At 53.5% G+C, this 15850-nt stretch carries 14 protein-coding genes; 8 read left to right on the top strand and 6 right to left on the bottom strand.

Annotation, left to right across the window (positions count from 1 at the left end; translation table 11 throughout):
• Positions 1–363: 363 nt before the first annotated feature.
• Positions 364–813, bottom strand: coding sequence for an FMN-binding protein MioC (gene mioC / locus ACJ9N4_RS17025; protein WP_411500659.1), 450 nt, complete (start codon positions 811–813; stop codon positions 364–366).
• A 90-nt stretch (positions 814–903) separates the two neighbouring features.
• Positions 904–1362, bottom strand: coding sequence for a transcriptional regulator AsnC (asnC, locus tag ACJ9N4_RS17020; protein ID WP_182273212.1), 459 nt, complete (start codon positions 1360–1362; stop codon positions 904–906).
• Between the two features lie 151 nt (positions 1363–1513).
• Here asnC and asnA point away from each other — a divergent pair, with 151 nt between their 5' ends.
• The gene (gene asnA / locus ACJ9N4_RS17015; RefSeq protein ID WP_411500658.1) at positions 1514–2506 is read left to right on the top strand and encodes an aspartate--ammonia ligase; all 993 of its coding nucleotides are present in this window, start codon (positions 1514–1516) and stop codon (positions 2504–2506) included.
• Here the strand turns inward: asnA and viaA are convergent, their stop codons facing one another.
• Positions 2507–3958, bottom strand: a complete 1452-nt coding sequence (gene viaA / locus ACJ9N4_RS17010; RefSeq protein WP_196390636.1) for an ATPase RavA stimulator ViaA — start codon at positions 3956–3958, stop codon at positions 2507–2509.
• Entirely contained in the window at positions 3952–5448 is a 1497-nt protein-coding gene (gene ravA, locus ACJ9N4_RS17005) for an ATPase RavA (protein WP_182919153.1), read from the bottom strand. Before ravA ends, viaA begins: the two co-directional genes overlap by 7 nt.
• Before the next feature lie 222 nt (positions 5449–5670).
• Here ravA and kup point away from each other — a divergent pair, with 222 nt between their 5' ends.
• From kup to rbsR, 7 genes are all read left to right on the top strand, one after another.
• A complete protein-coding gene (gene kup / locus ACJ9N4_RS17000) occupies positions 5671–7539 on the top strand; it encodes a low affinity potassium transporter Kup (RefSeq protein ID WP_182273216.1) in 1869 nt (622 codons plus the stop codon).
• Between the two features lie 227 nt (positions 7540–7766).
• Entirely contained in the window at positions 7767–8186 is a 420-nt protein-coding gene (gene rbsD, locus ACJ9N4_RS16995; RefSeq protein ID WP_182273217.1) for a D-ribose pyranase, read from the top strand.
• 7 nt (positions 8187–8193) lie between these two features.
• The gene (gene rbsA / locus ACJ9N4_RS16990) at positions 8194–9699 is read left to right on the top strand and encodes a ribose ABC transporter ATP-binding protein RbsA (protein ID WP_411500679.1); all 1506 of its coding nucleotides are present in this window, start codon (positions 8194–8196) and stop codon (positions 9697–9699) included.
• 4 nt (positions 9700–9703) lie between these two features.
• Entirely contained in the window at positions 9704–10669 is a 966-nt protein-coding gene (rbsC, locus tag ACJ9N4_RS16985; RefSeq protein ID WP_182919151.1) for a ribose ABC transporter permease, read from the top strand.
• Positions 10670–10696: 27 nt separating this feature from the next.
• Positions 10697–11587 (top strand): ribose ABC transporter substrate-binding protein RbsB, encoded by an 891-nt coding sequence (gene rbsB / locus ACJ9N4_RS16980; RefSeq protein WP_182273219.1) that lies wholly within the window; start codon positions 10697–10699, stop codon positions 11585–11587.
• 108 nt (positions 11588–11695) lie between these two features.
• The gene (rbsK, locus tag ACJ9N4_RS16975) at positions 11696–12625 is read left to right on the top strand and encodes a ribokinase (protein WP_182274601.1); all 930 of its coding nucleotides are present in this window, start codon (positions 11696–11698) and stop codon (positions 12623–12625) included.
• Positions 12626–12628: 3 nt separating this feature from the next.
• The gene (gene rbsR / locus ACJ9N4_RS16970; protein WP_182273220.1) at positions 12629–13621 is read left to right on the top strand and encodes a ribose operon transcriptional repressor RbsR; all 993 of its coding nucleotides are present in this window, start codon (positions 12629–12631) and stop codon (positions 13619–13621) included.
• On the opposite strand, the gene mdtD is transcribed toward rbsR, so the two are convergent.
• On the bottom strand, positions 13587–15020 hold the full coding sequence (gene mdtD / locus ACJ9N4_RS16965; RefSeq protein WP_182919150.1) for a multidrug transporter subunit MdtD: 1434 nt from the start codon (positions 15018–15020) through the stop codon (positions 13587–13589). The two genes, rbsR and mdtD, sit on opposite strands and share 35 nt — an antisense overlap.
• Positions 15017–15724 (bottom strand): FadR/GntR family transcriptional regulator, encoded by a 708-nt coding sequence (locus tag ACJ9N4_RS16960; RefSeq protein ID WP_182919149.1) that lies wholly within the window; start codon positions 15722–15724, stop codon positions 15017–15019. Before ACJ9N4_RS16960 ends, mdtD begins: the two co-directional genes overlap by 4 nt.
• Positions 15725–15850: the final 126 nt, after the last annotated feature.

Genomic DNA, 15850 nt, shown 5'->3' with positions numbered 1-15850 from the left:
TCGCGTAAAGCGGTATGAAAATGGATTGAAGCCCGGGCCGTGGATTCTACTCAACTTTAGTCTTTCGAGAAAGCATTGGGATCCTGGGCTATTAAAAAGAAGATCTTTTTATTTAGAGATCTGTTCTATTGTGATCTCTTATTAGGATCGCGAACCTTTGTGGATAAGTCCGATCTCGCAAAGAAGATCATGTAGTTAGAAAGGATCGTTTGCTGTGAATGATCGGTGATCCTGGCCAGTATAAGCTGGGATCAGATCGCGACTTTATACACAGGGCAAAAACGGCCTCTACGTTATTCTTTGGATAACTACTGCTTAATACGAGCTTTTAACCAGAGTTATCCACATCTGTTCGCGCGATCTTTAACCGTTTTTGAGTAAATTTTTCCATTCACCCAGCCAGACTTCCGCTGGATCTTCCGGAATATCATGATCGAGGATGTTGATCTTCAGCGTTTCGCCCAGTTGTTTTGCCCCACAAGCGACGATGGCAGCTTCAACTTTCTCTATTGCACCGCAGAAGGTGTCATATTCGCGGCTACCAATGCCGACTGCGCCAAAGCGGACGCTGGACAGGTCAGGCTGTTGTTCCTGCAGCTCGTCATATAAAGGATGCAGGTTATCCGGGAGATCGCCTGCGCCGTGCGTGGAGGTGATCAGCAGCCAGATCCCATCTGTCGGGAGATCTTCAAGCAATGGCCCGTGCAGGGTTTCTGTGGAAAAGCCCGCATCTTCCAGCTTTTCAGCCAGATGTTCCGCAACATATTCCGCGCCACCCAGGGTGCTGCCGCTGATAAGAGTAATGTCCGCCATTGATCGCTCGCTCAGATAAAGAGGCGGTCATTGTACGCTGTGAACGAGCTGGGATCTACCTGTGGAAAATGTGGGAATGAATTTGCCCGATCATGGGCGAATTGTACGCATGATCGGGTTTTGCAGGGAGATCAGTGTCTCGGTGGACTGAATTTCATCGATTGTTTGGATCTTGTTGATAAGTACCTGCTGGAGGGCATCAATGGATCGGCACATCACTTTTATAAAGATGCTGTAGTGTCCGGTGGTGTAGTACGCCTCGGTGACCTCATCAAGGGCGTTCAGCTTTGCCAGAGCGGAAGGGTAGTCTTTGGCGCTTTTGAGAATTATGCCAATGAAGCAGCACACGTCATAACCCAGCTGCCTGGGGCTGACATCAATACGTGCGCCGGTAATGATCCCCGCCTGTTTCATTTTCTCTACGCGAACGTGAATTGTCCCCGGGCTGACACCAAACTGTTTCGCCAGTTCGGCGTAGGCGGTGCGCGCATTAGCCATTAAGACTTCCAGGATGCCGCGGTCCAGATTGTCGATCTGATAATTTTCCATATGTTTTTCTTATGAAGATTAATGAATCTCTCTATTCTAGCGCTACATTTTAATGAATCAAAAGTGAAGGTGGCTTTTTGTTGTTTGATTATTGAATTGAGTGCCATTTTTGTTGCTTAATCAATACCAACAGGACGCAGGAGTATAAATAATGAAAACCGCTTACATCGCAAAACAACGCCAGATCAGTTTCGTTAAATCCCATTTTTCCCGCCAGCTGGAAGATAAGCTTGGCCTGATTGAAGTTCAGGCTCCGATTCTTAGCCGCGTGGGGGATGGGACGCAGGATAACTTGTCCGGATGCGAAAAAGCGGTACAGGTGAAAGTGAAAACACTGCCAGACGCTCAGTTCGAAGTGGTTCATTCACTGGCGAAATGGAAGCGACAAACCCTGGGGCAACACGACTTCAGCGCAGGCGAAGGGCTGTACACGCACATGAAAGCCCTTCGCCCCGATGAAGACCGCCTGTCAGCGATTCATTCTGTCTACGTTGACCAGTGGGACTGGGAGCGCGTGATGGGGGATGGCGAGCGCCACGTAGGTACCTTGAAATCTACCGTTGAGGCGATCTACGCCGGGATCAAAGCCACCGAATCAGCAGTGAGCAAAGAGTTTGGCCTGGCACCGTTCCTGCCGGAATCGATCCACTTTGTTCACAGTCAGGATCTGCTGACCCGCTTCCCGGATCTGGATGCCAAAGGTCGTGAACGGGCGATAGCCAAAGAGCTGGGTGCTGTATTCCTGATAGGGATTGGCGGCAAGCTCTCTGACGGTAAACGTCACGATGTTCGCGCGCCGGATTATGATGACTGGAGCACGGTGGGCGAAAGTGAATTCGCGGGTCTGAACGGTGATATTCTGGTCTGGAACCCGGTGCTGGAAGATGCGTTTGAACTTTCTTCTATGGGGATCCGCGTGGATGCTGACGCGCTGAAACGTCAGCTGGCGGTCACCGGTGATGAAGATCGTCTGCAGCTGGAGTGGCACCAGGCGCTATTGCGCGGTGAAATGCCCCAGACCATTGGCGGCGGTATTGGCCAGTCCCGTCTGACCATGTTATTGCTGCAACTCTCCCATATTGGTCAGGTACAATGTGGTGTCTGGCCACAGCAGGTACGTGAAAGCGTGGGTTCCCTTCTTTAATTAATGCCGCCAGCGTCTTAGCAGGCGGCTACGCAACCCGGTATCAAAGCGCCAGATATGATCGAAGATGCGCATGATGCCGGGTTTTCCATGCGCTGACATCGCCACGGCATGAAAACGGTGATGATGCACTCGCTGTAACTCCTTCACTTTATTGACCACGTCATCCGGCAGTCGCTGAGCAATAAAATCGGAAATCACCACCGCGTCAGCGTCGTACCAGTCTCCGCCCTGCATACGTTCGACAATGCTACGAAAACAGCTGGCCAAATCGGTACCGCCACGAAAACGCTGGCTTAAAAAGCGGATCGCCTGCTCGATACCCTGCTGGCTCGTCAGTTCGTAGCTCACCACCTCGCTGGAAAACAGCATGATGAAGCATCGACGTCGGTCAGCGAGCGCCACGCGCATCAGGGCCAGGCAGAATGCTTTTGCACACTGTTCATTAAAACCGCCCATCGATCCGGATGTATCCACGCAAACAATAAAAGGCCCGCGAGGCTGTTCATCAAAATCCTGATGGATGACCGGACGTTGGCTCAGCTTCTCGCGCCAGGATTCACCGTGCAGACGATAGGTCAGGAGCTGTTTCTCCACCAGCCGACGGTAAAATTCATATTCCAGCTCGGTCATCCCCAGCGTGCTCAGCTCGGTGGGCAACAGACGCAAAATGTCATTACTTTGCTGTAAGCCATCTACCTGTTCCGGTACGGTTGCTGGCTCACGAACCAGGGTGCGGAAGGTTTCCATTGGGGCATCTTTCTTTGGAACGGACTTTGCCTCCCTTGAACGACCAAGCTGCTCCGCAAGTTTCATGAGTTCCGGCTGCTGCGCCAGAAAGTCGCCGTACTTAACGATCAACTGGTAGTCACCGCGCCGTAACTGCCCGGCGCTCATATCCCAGAGACGCCCGGCCGCGTTTTCATTTTCCACCAACACCTGTTCCAGCTGACCACTCAGCGTCATGCGTTCCTGTACTTCGCTGAGCAGCTGCTCGCGTTCTTCATCCAGTAGCTGCTGGTTGAGGGTGGTGGCCTGAACGACCAGGCTGAGCCGCCAGCGCTGTAAAAACAGGGTATGCAGTGCCGGGGTAAAGGTGGCGTTATCCGTGACCAGTGTCCGGGCCTGGCTGGCAAAGGGAGAGTGTACTTTATCGAGCAACGTCAGCGTTTGGGGAAGCTGGACGATAAACTGCGGCGTCGAAAGCCGCTGGCACTGTTGATAGCAAGCGACCTCTTCCGTCAGCTCCGGCGGGACTTCGGTCTCTTTGAATCGCTGTCGAAGATTATCGCGCCAGCGCGGGAGATCGTCGGTCATCGCCTTTTTGAGCTTTGGGAATTTTTCAAAGAAGGCCGCCAGCTGTGGCGAAGCCAGCAGCGTAATCACCACCTCTTCGATCAGCCCTTCTTCACTGACCGCCAGCATGACGTTAAGTGTGTCCAGCGTTAGCATTGACGCGCCTGTTTGATCTGCGCGCTGACATCCTGCAGGCTGGATTCGATACGACCTAACCAGTCGCTATGAATAAAGAGGCATTTTTGCTGTTCACTGAAGCGCGTGTGCTGCTGGTGCCATTCGGTATCCAGCGCTTCCAGCTGCTGTTTGATCTCTTCTGGTACGCTATCGGAGGTTGTTCCGGGTAAAGCAAGACGCGATCCCTGCAGGCTCACATCGCGGATCACCAGATGCTGGCTGCTATCCACTTCCATATTGAGCGGCTGTGCAAAACCGATGCCGTTGAGCTTGCCACGGATCTCACCGCTCTTATCGAGCCATTGCGCCAGCGCCTCGCGCTCAATCGTAACATGAACCACCTGCATGTCATGAAGTTTAAGCGGTTGCTGGAGCAATAGCGTAAGCGTCGTGCTCGTCAGCCCGGCAGGTAGCTCATAGTGTGGTTTACGGGCAAACATACCGCCAAGACGGTTCACTTTCAGCGCCGTTTTATCACTTTGCTGTTGCTGAAGCTGGATGCGTCGTTGGGCAATCGCTCCGAGCTGGTTGAGCATCGACTGCTGGCCCCAGGCGTGTCCGGTCATCAATATTTCAAGCTGCTGCTGCATCAGATTCATACCTTCTGCATCGTGCCAGAGACAGTCTTTCAACAGGATCAGATCTATAGGTGCAACTGCATCACGCCCGCTGAATAAGGCGCTTGCCTGCAGCAGGCGGATCGCTTTTTTCCAGCGTCGGTCGGAGACATACGGTGCAGAGGGCAGTAAATCAAGCTGCTGGCGCAGCATGAAAATCAGCTCAAAAACGACATCAGGCAGTTTGATTTTGCCAATATCCTGCTGCCATTGGTGATACTCCTCATCCGTTACCTGTAGTGAAGCGGATACCGGGTTTTCATTCTCATCCTGCTGGCTTACCAGCATGGAGCGGAAGTTCGCTTTATCCTGCACTTTGTCTAACCACAGGCGGATCAACATACGGTCATACAGTGCTTCCAGGCTGCTGTCAGCTTCAGGCAGTTCGTTTGATGCCGCCACCAACAGGCGCATCGGGATTTTCTCTTCGCTTGCGCCATTGCGAAACCGACGTTCGTTAATCGCCGTGAGCAGCGTGTTCAGTATGGCCGGGCCAGCTTTCCAGATCTCATCAAGAAAAACGATTTCCGCTTCCGGGAGATAACCCTCCGTCAGACGCTGATAGCGTCCCTCATCTTTCAGCGCCTGTATGGAAAGCGGACCGAAAACTTCTTCGGGGGTGGAAAACCGGGTCATCAGGTATTCGAAGGCGCGTGCATTCTGAAAAGCAAACTTCAGCCGACGGGCAATCAGGCTTTTAGCAATGCCTGGGGGGCCGAGTAAAAATACGCTTTCGCCGCTCAGTGCCGCCAGTAAACAGAGGCGGATGGCGTGGCTACGCTCGAAAAGACCTTTCTCCAGCGCCCCGCTGAGACGGGAAATTCTTTCTGCTAATAAATGTGAGTGAGCCATAATAGTTTTGCATCCTTTCGCCGTCGTGGCGGCCAATTGAAGCGAGTATAGACGTTTCAGTCAGGGCTGGTAATAGACTGAAGTGCGGCGCAATTTTCTTTGCGCTACATTAATGCGGTTGCATTTAGGGGTACGATTTTGCAGTGAATCGTGCATACTGTGCGCTTTTTGTGGGCCAAGGGACTAAGCACACATTTGTTATTTAAACGAAAAGACTAGTCTATGAGCACTGATAATAAACAATCATTACCCGCAATAACGCTTGCGGCGATCGGGGTTGTCTACGGTGATATCGGCACCAGCCCACTTTATACGCTTCGTGAATGTCTGTCCGGTCAGTTTGGTTTTGGTGTTGAACGTGATGCCGTGTTTGGCTTCCTGTCACTGATCTTCTGGCTGTTGGTCCTGGTCGTGTCTGTAAAATACCTGTCCTTCGTGATGCGTGCAGATAACGCGGGTGAAGGGGGGATACTGACGCTGATGTCGCTTGCCGGGCGCAATACGTCCGCCAGAATGACGTCGGTACTGGTTATCATCGGCCTGATTGGCGGCAGTTTCTTCTATGGGGAAGTGGTGATCACGCCCGCGATCTCGGTTCTCTCGGCGATAGAGGGGCTTGAGATTATCGCGCCGCAGCTCGATACGTGGGTTGTCCCGCTGGCCATCATTGTTCTGACGTTGCTGTTTATAATCCAGAAACACGGTACCGGGCTGGTAGGGAAACTGTTCGCCCCGATTATGTTTGCCTGGTTCCTGGTTCTCGCGGCGCTGGGCTTGCGCAGCATTATTGCCAACCCGGAAGTGCTGCAGGCGCTGAACCCATACTGGGCGGTGCACTTCTTCCTGGAATACAAAGTGGTTTCCTTTGTGGCGCTGGGGGCGGTCGTGCTGTCCATCACCGGTGTTGAAGCGCTGTATGCTGATATGGGGCACTTCGGGAAACTGCCTATCCGTGTGGCATGGTTTGTTGTGGTGTTACCGTCGCTGGTGCTGAACTACTTCGGCCAGGGCGCACTGCTGCTCGATAATCCGGAAGCGATTAAGAACCCGTTCTTCCTGCTGGCCCCGGACTGGGCGCTGGTACCTATGTTGATCCTCGCCACCCTGGCGACAGTGATTGCCTCTCAGGCGGTGATTTCTGGCGTGTTCTCCCTGACGCGTCAGGCCGTGCGTTTGGGTTATCTCTCCCCAATGCGCATCATCCATACATCGGAAATGGAGTCGGGTCAGATTTACATCCCGTTCATTAACTGGTTGCTCTATTTTTCGGTTGTTATCGTTATCGTTAGCTTTGAGCACTCCAGTAATCTGGCTGCAGCCTACGGTATTGCTGTAACCGGTACGATGGTGCTGACGTCGATTCTCTCTGCCACGGTGGCACACCGAAACTGGCACTGGAATAAACTCCTTGTGGGGGTGATTCTGACAGGTTTCCTGTGTATCGACGTGCCGCTGTTCTCTGCGAACCTCGACAAGATTGTCTCCGGTGGCTGGCTGCCGCTCACGCTGGGTCTGGTGATGTTCATTGTGATGACGACATGGAAGAGCGAGCGTTTCCGCCTGTTGCGTCGCATACATGAACACGGTAATTCTCTGGATGCGATGATTGCTTCGCTGGAGAAATCCCCGCCAGTTCGTGTACCGGGTACCGCGGTGTATATGTCTCGTGCGCTGAACGTGATCCCGTTCGCGCTGATGCATAACCTCAAGCACAATAAGGTGCTGCACGAACGCGTGATCCTGCTGACGCTGCGCACTGAAGATGCCCCGTATGTTCACAACGTACGCCGCGTACAGATTGAGCAACTGTCACCGACCTTCTGGCGCGTGGTGGCAAGCTACGGCTGGCGTGAAACACCAAACGTGGAAGAGGTGTTCCATCGCTGTGGTCTGGAAGGGCTGAGCTGTCGCATGATGGAGACATCGTTCTTCATGTCACACGAGTCGCTGATTATGGGCAAGCGTCCGTGGTATCTGCGTCTGCGTGGCAAGCTATACCTTATTCTGCAGCGTAACGCCCTGCGCGCACCTGACCAGTTTGAGATCCCGCCTAACCGTGTGATTGAGCTGGGGACGCAGGTCGAGATTTAATCTCCTCTGCGGTCTGGTGCCCTCACCCTAACCCTCTCCCGCAAGGAGAGGGCGCAAACATAAAAAACGGTAACCAGAGGGTTACCGTTTTGCATTTATCTCCCTCAGCATTTCACTTAGCGAAACGTTTCGACGCTGATCACAAATCTGTTACGTCACGGTGGTTTTCTGAACACTCTTGAGACTAAACTGATTTTAGCGAAACGTTTCGCTAGTGGAGCAAGAAAATGAAGAAAGGCACTGTACTCAACTCAGAAATCTCATCGGTTATTTCCCGTCTTGGGCATACCGATACGCTGGTAGTTTGCGATGCAGGCTTACCGGTTCCGCACAGCACAACCCGTATTGATATGGCGTTAACGCAGGGCGTGCCCTCGTTCATGCAGGTACTGGATGTGGTGACTGCGGAGATGCAGGTTGAGGCGGCCATTCTCGCGGCGGAAATCAAACAACATAATCCGCAACTCCACGAAACGTTGCTCAGCCACATTGAGCAACTGCAACAACACCAGGGAAACACCATAGAAATTCGTTACACAACGCACGAGCAGTTCAAACAACAAACCGCAGACAGTCAGGCGGTGATTCGCAGCGGGGAGTGTTCCCCGTATGCGAATATTATTCTCTGTGCTGGCGTCACCTTCTGAGGCCATCATGGACGCATTACTGCAACTTAAAGGGATCGATAAATCGTTCCCGGGCGTAAAAGCCCTCTCCGGTGCAGCGCTGAACGTTTACCCAGGACGCGTTATGGCGCTGGTGGGTGAGAACGGCGCGGGCAAATCCACCATGATGAAAGTGCTGACCGGTATCTACCAGCGCGACGCAGGTTCACTGCTGTGGTTGGGTAAAGAGACCACGTTCACTGGCCCGAAATCCTCTCAGGAAGCGGGTATCGGCATTATCCACCAGGAACTGAACCTGATCCCGCAACTCACCATTGCGGAGAACATCTTCCTCGGCCGCGAGTTCGTTAACCGGTTTGGTAAAATCGACTGGAAAACGATGTATGCCGAAGCCGACAAATTGCTGGTGAAGCTGAACCTGCGCTTTAAGAGCGACCGTCTGGTGGGCGAGCTTTCCATTGGCGATCAGCAAATGGTGGAAATCGCCAAGGTGCTGAGCTTCGAGTCGAAGGTCATCATCATGGATGAACCAACCGATGCGCTCACCGATACCGAAACCGAATCCCTTTTCCGCGTCATCCGCGAGCTGAAAGCGCAGGGACGTGGGATTGTCTATATTTCTCACCGTATGAAAGAGATTTTCGAGATCTGCGACGACGTGACCGTCTTCCGCGACGGGCAATTTATTGCCGAGCGAAAAGTGGCAACGCTGACCGAAGATACGCTTATCGAAATGATGGTGGGACGTAAGCTCGAAGATCAGTACCCGCATCTGGACAAGCAGCCTGGCGAGATCCGCCTGAAGGTGGACAACCTCTGCGGTCCGGGAGTGAACGACGTAACCTTTACGCTACGTCAGGGGGAAATTCTGGGCGTGGCGGGCCTGATGGGCGCGGGGCGTACCGAGCTGATGAAAGTGCTGTATGGCGCACTGCCGCGCACCAGCGGTTATGTGACGCTCGATGGCCGTGAAGTGGTTACCCGTTCTCCGCAAGATGGTCTGGCAAACGGCATCGTCTATATTTCCGAAGACCGCAAGCGTGATGGCTTAGTGCTGGGCATGTCAGTGAAAGAGAATATGTCGCTTACTGCACTGCGCTATTTCAGCCACAGTGGCGGCAGCCTGAAGCACAAAGACGAACAGCAGGCGGTCAGTGATTTTATTCGTCTCTTTAACGTCAAAACTCCGTCGATGGAGCAGGCGATTGGCCTGTTGTCCGGCGGTAATCAGCAGAAAGTCGCGATTGCTCGCGGGCTGATGACGCGTCCGAAAGTGCTGATCCTTGATGAGCCAACTCGCGGCGTGGACGTGGGGGCGAAGAAAGAGATCTATCAGCTGATTAACCAGTTCAAGGCCGACGGTCTGAGCATCATTCTGGTCTCTTCCGAGATGCCAGAAGTATTAGGCATGAGCGATCGTATTATCGTCATGCATGAAGGGCATCTCGGCGGTGAATTCACTCGCGAGCAGGCCACCCAGGAAGTTCTGATGGCTGCCGCTGTGGGCAAGCTTAATCGCGTGAATCAGGAGTAAGAAGATGACTACCCAGGCTGTTTCTGGTCGCCGTTATTTCACCAAGGCATGGCTACTGGAACAAAAATCGCTGATTGCCCTGCTGGTGCTGATCGCGATTGTCTCGACCATGAGCCCGAACTTTTTTACCGTGAATAACCTGTTCAACATTCTTCAGCAGACCTCCGTGAACGCCATTATGGCGGTCGGGATGACGCTGGTGATTTTGACGTCGGGTATCGATCTGTCCGTCGGTTCCCTGCTGGCGCTCACCGGTGCAATCGCCGCTTCAATTGTAGGGATTGAAGTCAACGCGCTGGTCGCTGTTGCCGCTGCGTTGACAACTGGCGCGGCTATTGGTGCCGTTACCGGTGTGATTGTGGCGAAAGGTCGTGTTCAGGCGTTCATTGCCACGCTGGTGATGATGCTGTTGCTGCGCGGTGTGACGATGGTCTATACCAACGGTAGCCCGGTGAATACCGGGTTTACGGATAACGCCGATCTGTTTGGCTGGTTCGGTATCGGTCGCCCGCTGGGTATTCCGACGCCGGTCTGGATCATGGCTATCGTGTTCCTGGCGGCGTGGTACATGCTGCACCACACCCGTCTGGGCCGTTATATCTATGCGCTGGGTGGTAACGAAGCGGCAACGCGTCTGTCTGGTATCAGCGTTAATAAAGTCAAAATTATCGTTTACTCCCTGTGCGGCCTGCTGGCGTCTCTGGCGGGCATCATCGAAGTGGCGCGCCTCTCTTCTGCTCAGCCAACGGCGGGTACGGGGTATGAGCTGGATGCCATTGCGGCAGTGGTTCTGGGCGGTACGAGTCTGGCGGGCGGTAAAGGTCGCATTGTTGGGACTTTGATCGGCGCACTGATCCTCGGTTTCCTGAATAATGGTTTGAATTTGTTAGGTGTTTCCTCCTATTACCAGATGATCGTTAAAGCGGTGGTGATTTTGCTGGCGGTACTGGTAGACAACAAAAAACAGTAACTGACGACACTACAGGACATCTTAGATATGAACATGAAAAAACTGGCTACCCTGGTTTCTGCTGTCGCGCTGAGCGCAACCGTAAGTGCTAACGCAATGGCAAAAGACACCATCGCGCTGGTCATCTCTACCCTGAACAACCCGTTCTTCGTCTCCCTGAAGGATGGTGCACAGAAAGAGGCGGACAAGCTGGGTTACAACCTGGTGGTGCTGGATTCCCAGAACAACCCGGCGAAAGAGCTGGCTAACGTTCAGGACTTAACCGTTCGTGGCACCAAAATCCTGCTGATCAACCCAACCGATTCTGACGCAGTGGGTAACGCCGTTAAGATGGCAAACCAGGCAAAAATCCCGGTGATCACCCTGGACCGTCAGGCCTCTAAAGGCGACGTCGTCAGCCATATCGCGTCTGATAACGTGCTGGGCGGTAAAATTGCGGGTGACTATATCGCGAAGAAAGCAGGTGAAGGCGCGAAGGTTATCGAACTGCAGGGTATTGCAGGGACGTCTGCAGCCCGTGAACGTGGCGAAGGCTTCCAGCAGGCTGTTGCTGCGCACAAATTTAACGTGCTGGCCAGCCAGCCTGCTGACTTCGACCGTACTAAAGGTCTGAACGTTATGCAGAACCTGCTGACCGCACACCCTGACGTGCAGGCAGTATTTGCACAGAACGATGAAATGGCGCTGGGCGCACTGCGTGCTCTGCAGACTGCGGGTAAATCTGATGTGATGGTTGTCGGATTTGACGGTACGCCAGATGGTGAAAAAGCAGTAAATGATGGCAAACTGGCTGCGACCATCGCTCAGCTGCCTGAGCAGATTGGCGCAACTGGCGTCCAGACTGCGGATAAAGTGCTGAAGGGCGAAAAAGTTCAGGCCAAATATCCAGTTGACCTGAAACTGGTCATCAAGCAGTAAAAAGGCGATTCAGGCAGTCGCTGGCTGCCTGAGGGACACCCTATAAAGAAAAGTGTGGCATACGCCACCGGGTAACACCGGTGGCGCTCTCAGATGGACTCCTCTACCATGAAAACCGCAGGCAACCTCGTCGTCCTTGGCAGCATCAATGCCGATCACATTCTTAACCTTGAATCTTTCCCGACACCGGGCGAAACCGTCACCGGCAATCAATATCAGGTGGCCTTCGGCGGTAAAGGCGCAAACCAGGCGGTTGCCGCCGGACGCAGCGGGGCGCATATCGCGTTTATTGCCTGCACGGGTGATGACGATACCGGTGAGCGCGTACGTAAACAGCTGGCCAGCGATAATATTGATATTGCGCCGGTGAGCGTGGTGGCGGGGGAATCTACCGGCGTGGCGCTGATTTTCGTCAACGCAGAAGGTGAGAATGTCATCGGTATTCATGCTGGCGCTAACGCCGCGTTGACGACTGAACGTGTTGAAGTGCAGCGTGAGATTATTGCGAATGCGGAAGCATTGCTGATGCAGCTGGAATCGCCAGTCGAAAGCGTTCTGGCTGCCGCAAAAATTGCGCATGAAAATCATACCACTGTCGTACTTAATCCGGCTCCTGCCCGTGTATTATCAGATGAGCTGCTGGCGCTGGTGGACATCATTACCCCGAATGAAACCGAAGCGGAAAAACTGACGGGGATTCGTGTTGAAAATGATGACGATGCTGCGCGTGCGGCGAATGCACTGCATGAAAAAGGCATCGGAACCGTTATCATCACGCTCGGTAGCCGTGGTGTGTGGGCAAGCGTGAATGGCGAAGGCCGTCGCGTGCCGGGCTTTAAGGTGAAAGCGATTGATACTATCGCGGCGGGTGATACCTTTAACGGTGCGCTGGTGACAGCGCTGCTGGAAGGTGCGCGAATGGATGATGCCATTCGCTTCGCACATGCTGCCGCGGCCATCGCGGTTACGCGTAAAGGTGCTCAGCCTTCCGTTCCGTGGCGTAAAGAGATCGATGAATTCTTAAGTCAGCAGGGGTAACGCTTGGCCACAATGAAAGATGTCGCCCGCATGGCGGGCGTTTCTACTTCGACGGTTTCTCACGTCATTAATAACGATCGTTTTGTCAGTGAGGCGATTCGGGAAAAAGTCGAAGCGGCAGTCAAAGATCTCAACTATGCACCGTCGGCGCTGGCGCGCAGCCTCAAGCTCAACCAGACGCGCACTATTGGCATGCTTATCACGGCCAGTACCAACCCTTTTTATTCTGAACTTGTGCGCGGTGTGGAACGCAGTTGTTTCGAGCGTGGCTACAGCCTGGTGCTGTGCAATACCGAAGGGGATGAACAGCGCATGAACCGTAATCTGGAGACGCTGATGCAAAAACGCGTCGACGGGTTACTGTTGCTGTGTACCGAGACTCATCAGCCGTCGAAAGAAATTATGCAACGCTACCCGTCGGTACCGACGGTGATGATGGACTGGGCACCGTTCGATGGTACCAGCGATCTGATTCAGGACAATTCTCTGCTGGGGGGTGATATGGCGACCCAGTATCTGATCGATAAAGGCTATACCCGCATAGCCTGCATTACCGGCCCGCTGGATAAAACGCCGGCGCGTTTGCGTCAGGAAGGATACCTCTGCGCCATGGAGCGTGCGGGGCTTGCCATTCCTGATGGCTACCAGATTACCGGTGATTTCGAATTTAACGGCGGCTTCGAGGCGATGCAGAAACTGCTGGCGCAAGAGCACCGTCCGCAGGCCGTTTTTATTGGCAACGATGCGATGGCATTTGGTGCGTACCAGGCGCTGTATCAGGCAGGGATAAAGATCCCGCAGGATATGGCGGTAATTGGCTACGATGATATCGAACTGGCCAGCTATATGACGCCGCCGCTGACCACTATTCATCAGCCGAAAGATGAGCTGGGTGAGCTGGCCATTGATGTGCTGATCCACCGGATGGCGCAGCCCACGCTGCAACAGCAACGTCTGCAACTTACTCCTGTTCTGATGGAACGGGGGTCGGTTTAACCTTCTCTTTGTGGCGCTCTTTAATCAGGTTTCGGCCATCCTTCGGTTTTAACAGCATAAAGACCCAGGCTGAAACGACGGTGAGTGCGCCCATAGTGATAAAGGTATAGTGGAACTGCTCGACGGTATTTGAGCTATCAAAACCTTCATAAAACCGCAGTACCGCCGCACTCACGGCAACCCCCAGACTGATCGACAACTGTTGAGTCACTGCCAGTACGCTGTTGCCGCTACTGGCATTCTCGTCAGTAAGATCGGCAAGCGTGATGGTGTTCATCGATGTGAACTGCGTTGACATAGCCATTCCCAGAACAAAGAGCGGCAGGATTAACATCCAGACTGGCAGGGCTGCGGACTGCAACGAGAACTGGGTAATCATCAGCCCGATAAAGACGGTCACGCCAACCAGCGTTTTACGATACCCACACCAGCGCAGCACCTGCGTGACGGTCGATTTTGCCAGAATCGACCCCATTGCCGCGGGAGCCATCATGCAGCCGGCAATCAATGCCGGGTAGCCGAAGCCGACCTGCAGCATCAATGGCATCAGAAACGGTACGCAACCTGTTCCCAGGCGTGATGCAATATTGCCTGCGATCCCGACGGAGAAGGTTCGGGTATTAAAGAGAGACAGGGGGATCAGCGGGGTCGGGTGACGGCGCGCATGACGTATATAAAGAAGGAACAACAGAATACCGCTGAAGATGACGGACAGTGCAATCTCTGTCGCCACAATTTTTTCGCCGAATAGCTCCATCCCGCTGGAGAAAAGCACCAGACTCAGGCCAAACAGAAGAAACCCGCCCATGTCGAAATTACGTCCTGGCGTGGTGAAGTCCGGCATATACCTGCGGGCATACAGCAACCCCACCATACCAATCGGTATATTAATCAGGAAGATCCAGTGCCAGCTTACCCAGGTCACAAATACCCCTCCGAGTACCGGGCCAAGTATTGGGCCGACTAACCCAGGCATGGTGACAAAGTTAAGGATGGGGAGCAGTTCGCTGCGCGGATAAGCACGCAGTAACGCCAGACGCGCTACGGGCATCATCATCGCCCCGCCGACCCCCTGGAGTACGCGGAAGATAACCAGCTCCGTTAAGGAGGTGGATAGCGCGCAGGCCAGTGAACCGAGTGTGAAGAGCGTCACCGCCAGCATAAACACTTTACGGGTGCCGAAGCGATCGGCCAGCCAGCCGCTCACCGGGATCAGCATCGCGACCGTCAGGGTGTAACTGATGATGGCAGACTGCATTGCCAGCGGGGAGCGGTTGAGGCTTTGTGCTATTGCAGGGAGGGCGGTGTTAAGGATGGTGGCATCCAGTGCCTGCATAAAGAACGCCATAGCTGCAATCCACGGTAGTCCAGCCATGCTGCGCGCTTTTTTCTCTGTCATTTATTTACCTGCTGGTGGGTTGGCGCGGCCAGCAATGCCTGGCACGCACTCAGGGCACGCTGCCCGTCACTCTCCTGAATGGCATCAACAATCGCCTGATGCAGATCCAGTTTCACCACTTCATCTTGTGTAATAGAAGTAAAGTAGGTGTGGTACACCGAATGGAATAAAGAGGCAAAAGACGTCAGGAAAGGATTCGCGCTCATCGTATAGATATGTTCATGCCAGGCCATATCTACCTCAATCCAGCGCTCGCGGTTGAAGTGCTTTTTCAGGAACATCATCTCTTCCATCAAGGTATTGAGCTGTGCTTTTTGTTCTGCGGTACCGAGCGTGGCGGCAAGTAGGCATGCCTGGGGTTCGAGGCTGCTGCGCATTACCAGGAAATGATCGACAACCTGATGGAAGTTGTCTTCGGTCATCCACCAGGAGAGTAACTCCTGATCGAGGAAGTTCCAGTTGGCCTGAGGCATAACGCGGGTGCCAATGCGAGGACGCGGGAGCACCATTCCTTTTGCTGTTAATGTTTTCACTGCTTCGCGAACGGCGGTACGGCTTACCCCAAACAGCTCACCCAGCTCTATTTCTCCTGGCAGGGTGCTACCCGGGGCATATTTACCCGCTAAGATCCGTTGAGCCAGCTTTTCTGCCAGCACATAGGATAGGTTTTTTTGTGCTGCCAGCTGTTGTGCGCTTAAGGGCATCGCTCTTATTCCTTAATGATTCATGCTGATAAGTATGCCACTTCAAGTGTGATTTTGGTTGCAGATACATCAATTAGAACAATTTGTAGCTTGATTTCATTGCTGTTGGTGAAAAAAAACACGGAT

Origin of the sequence: Enterobacter sp. LM3 (assembly GCF_046622475.1) — a bacterium.
Lineage (GTDB): Bacteria > Pseudomonadota > Gammaproteobacteria > Enterobacterales > Enterobacteriaceae > Enterobacter > Enterobacter cloacae_P.
Note: the sequence above shows the minus strand (reverse complement) of the source record. Positions and strands in the feature narration are given on the sequence as shown.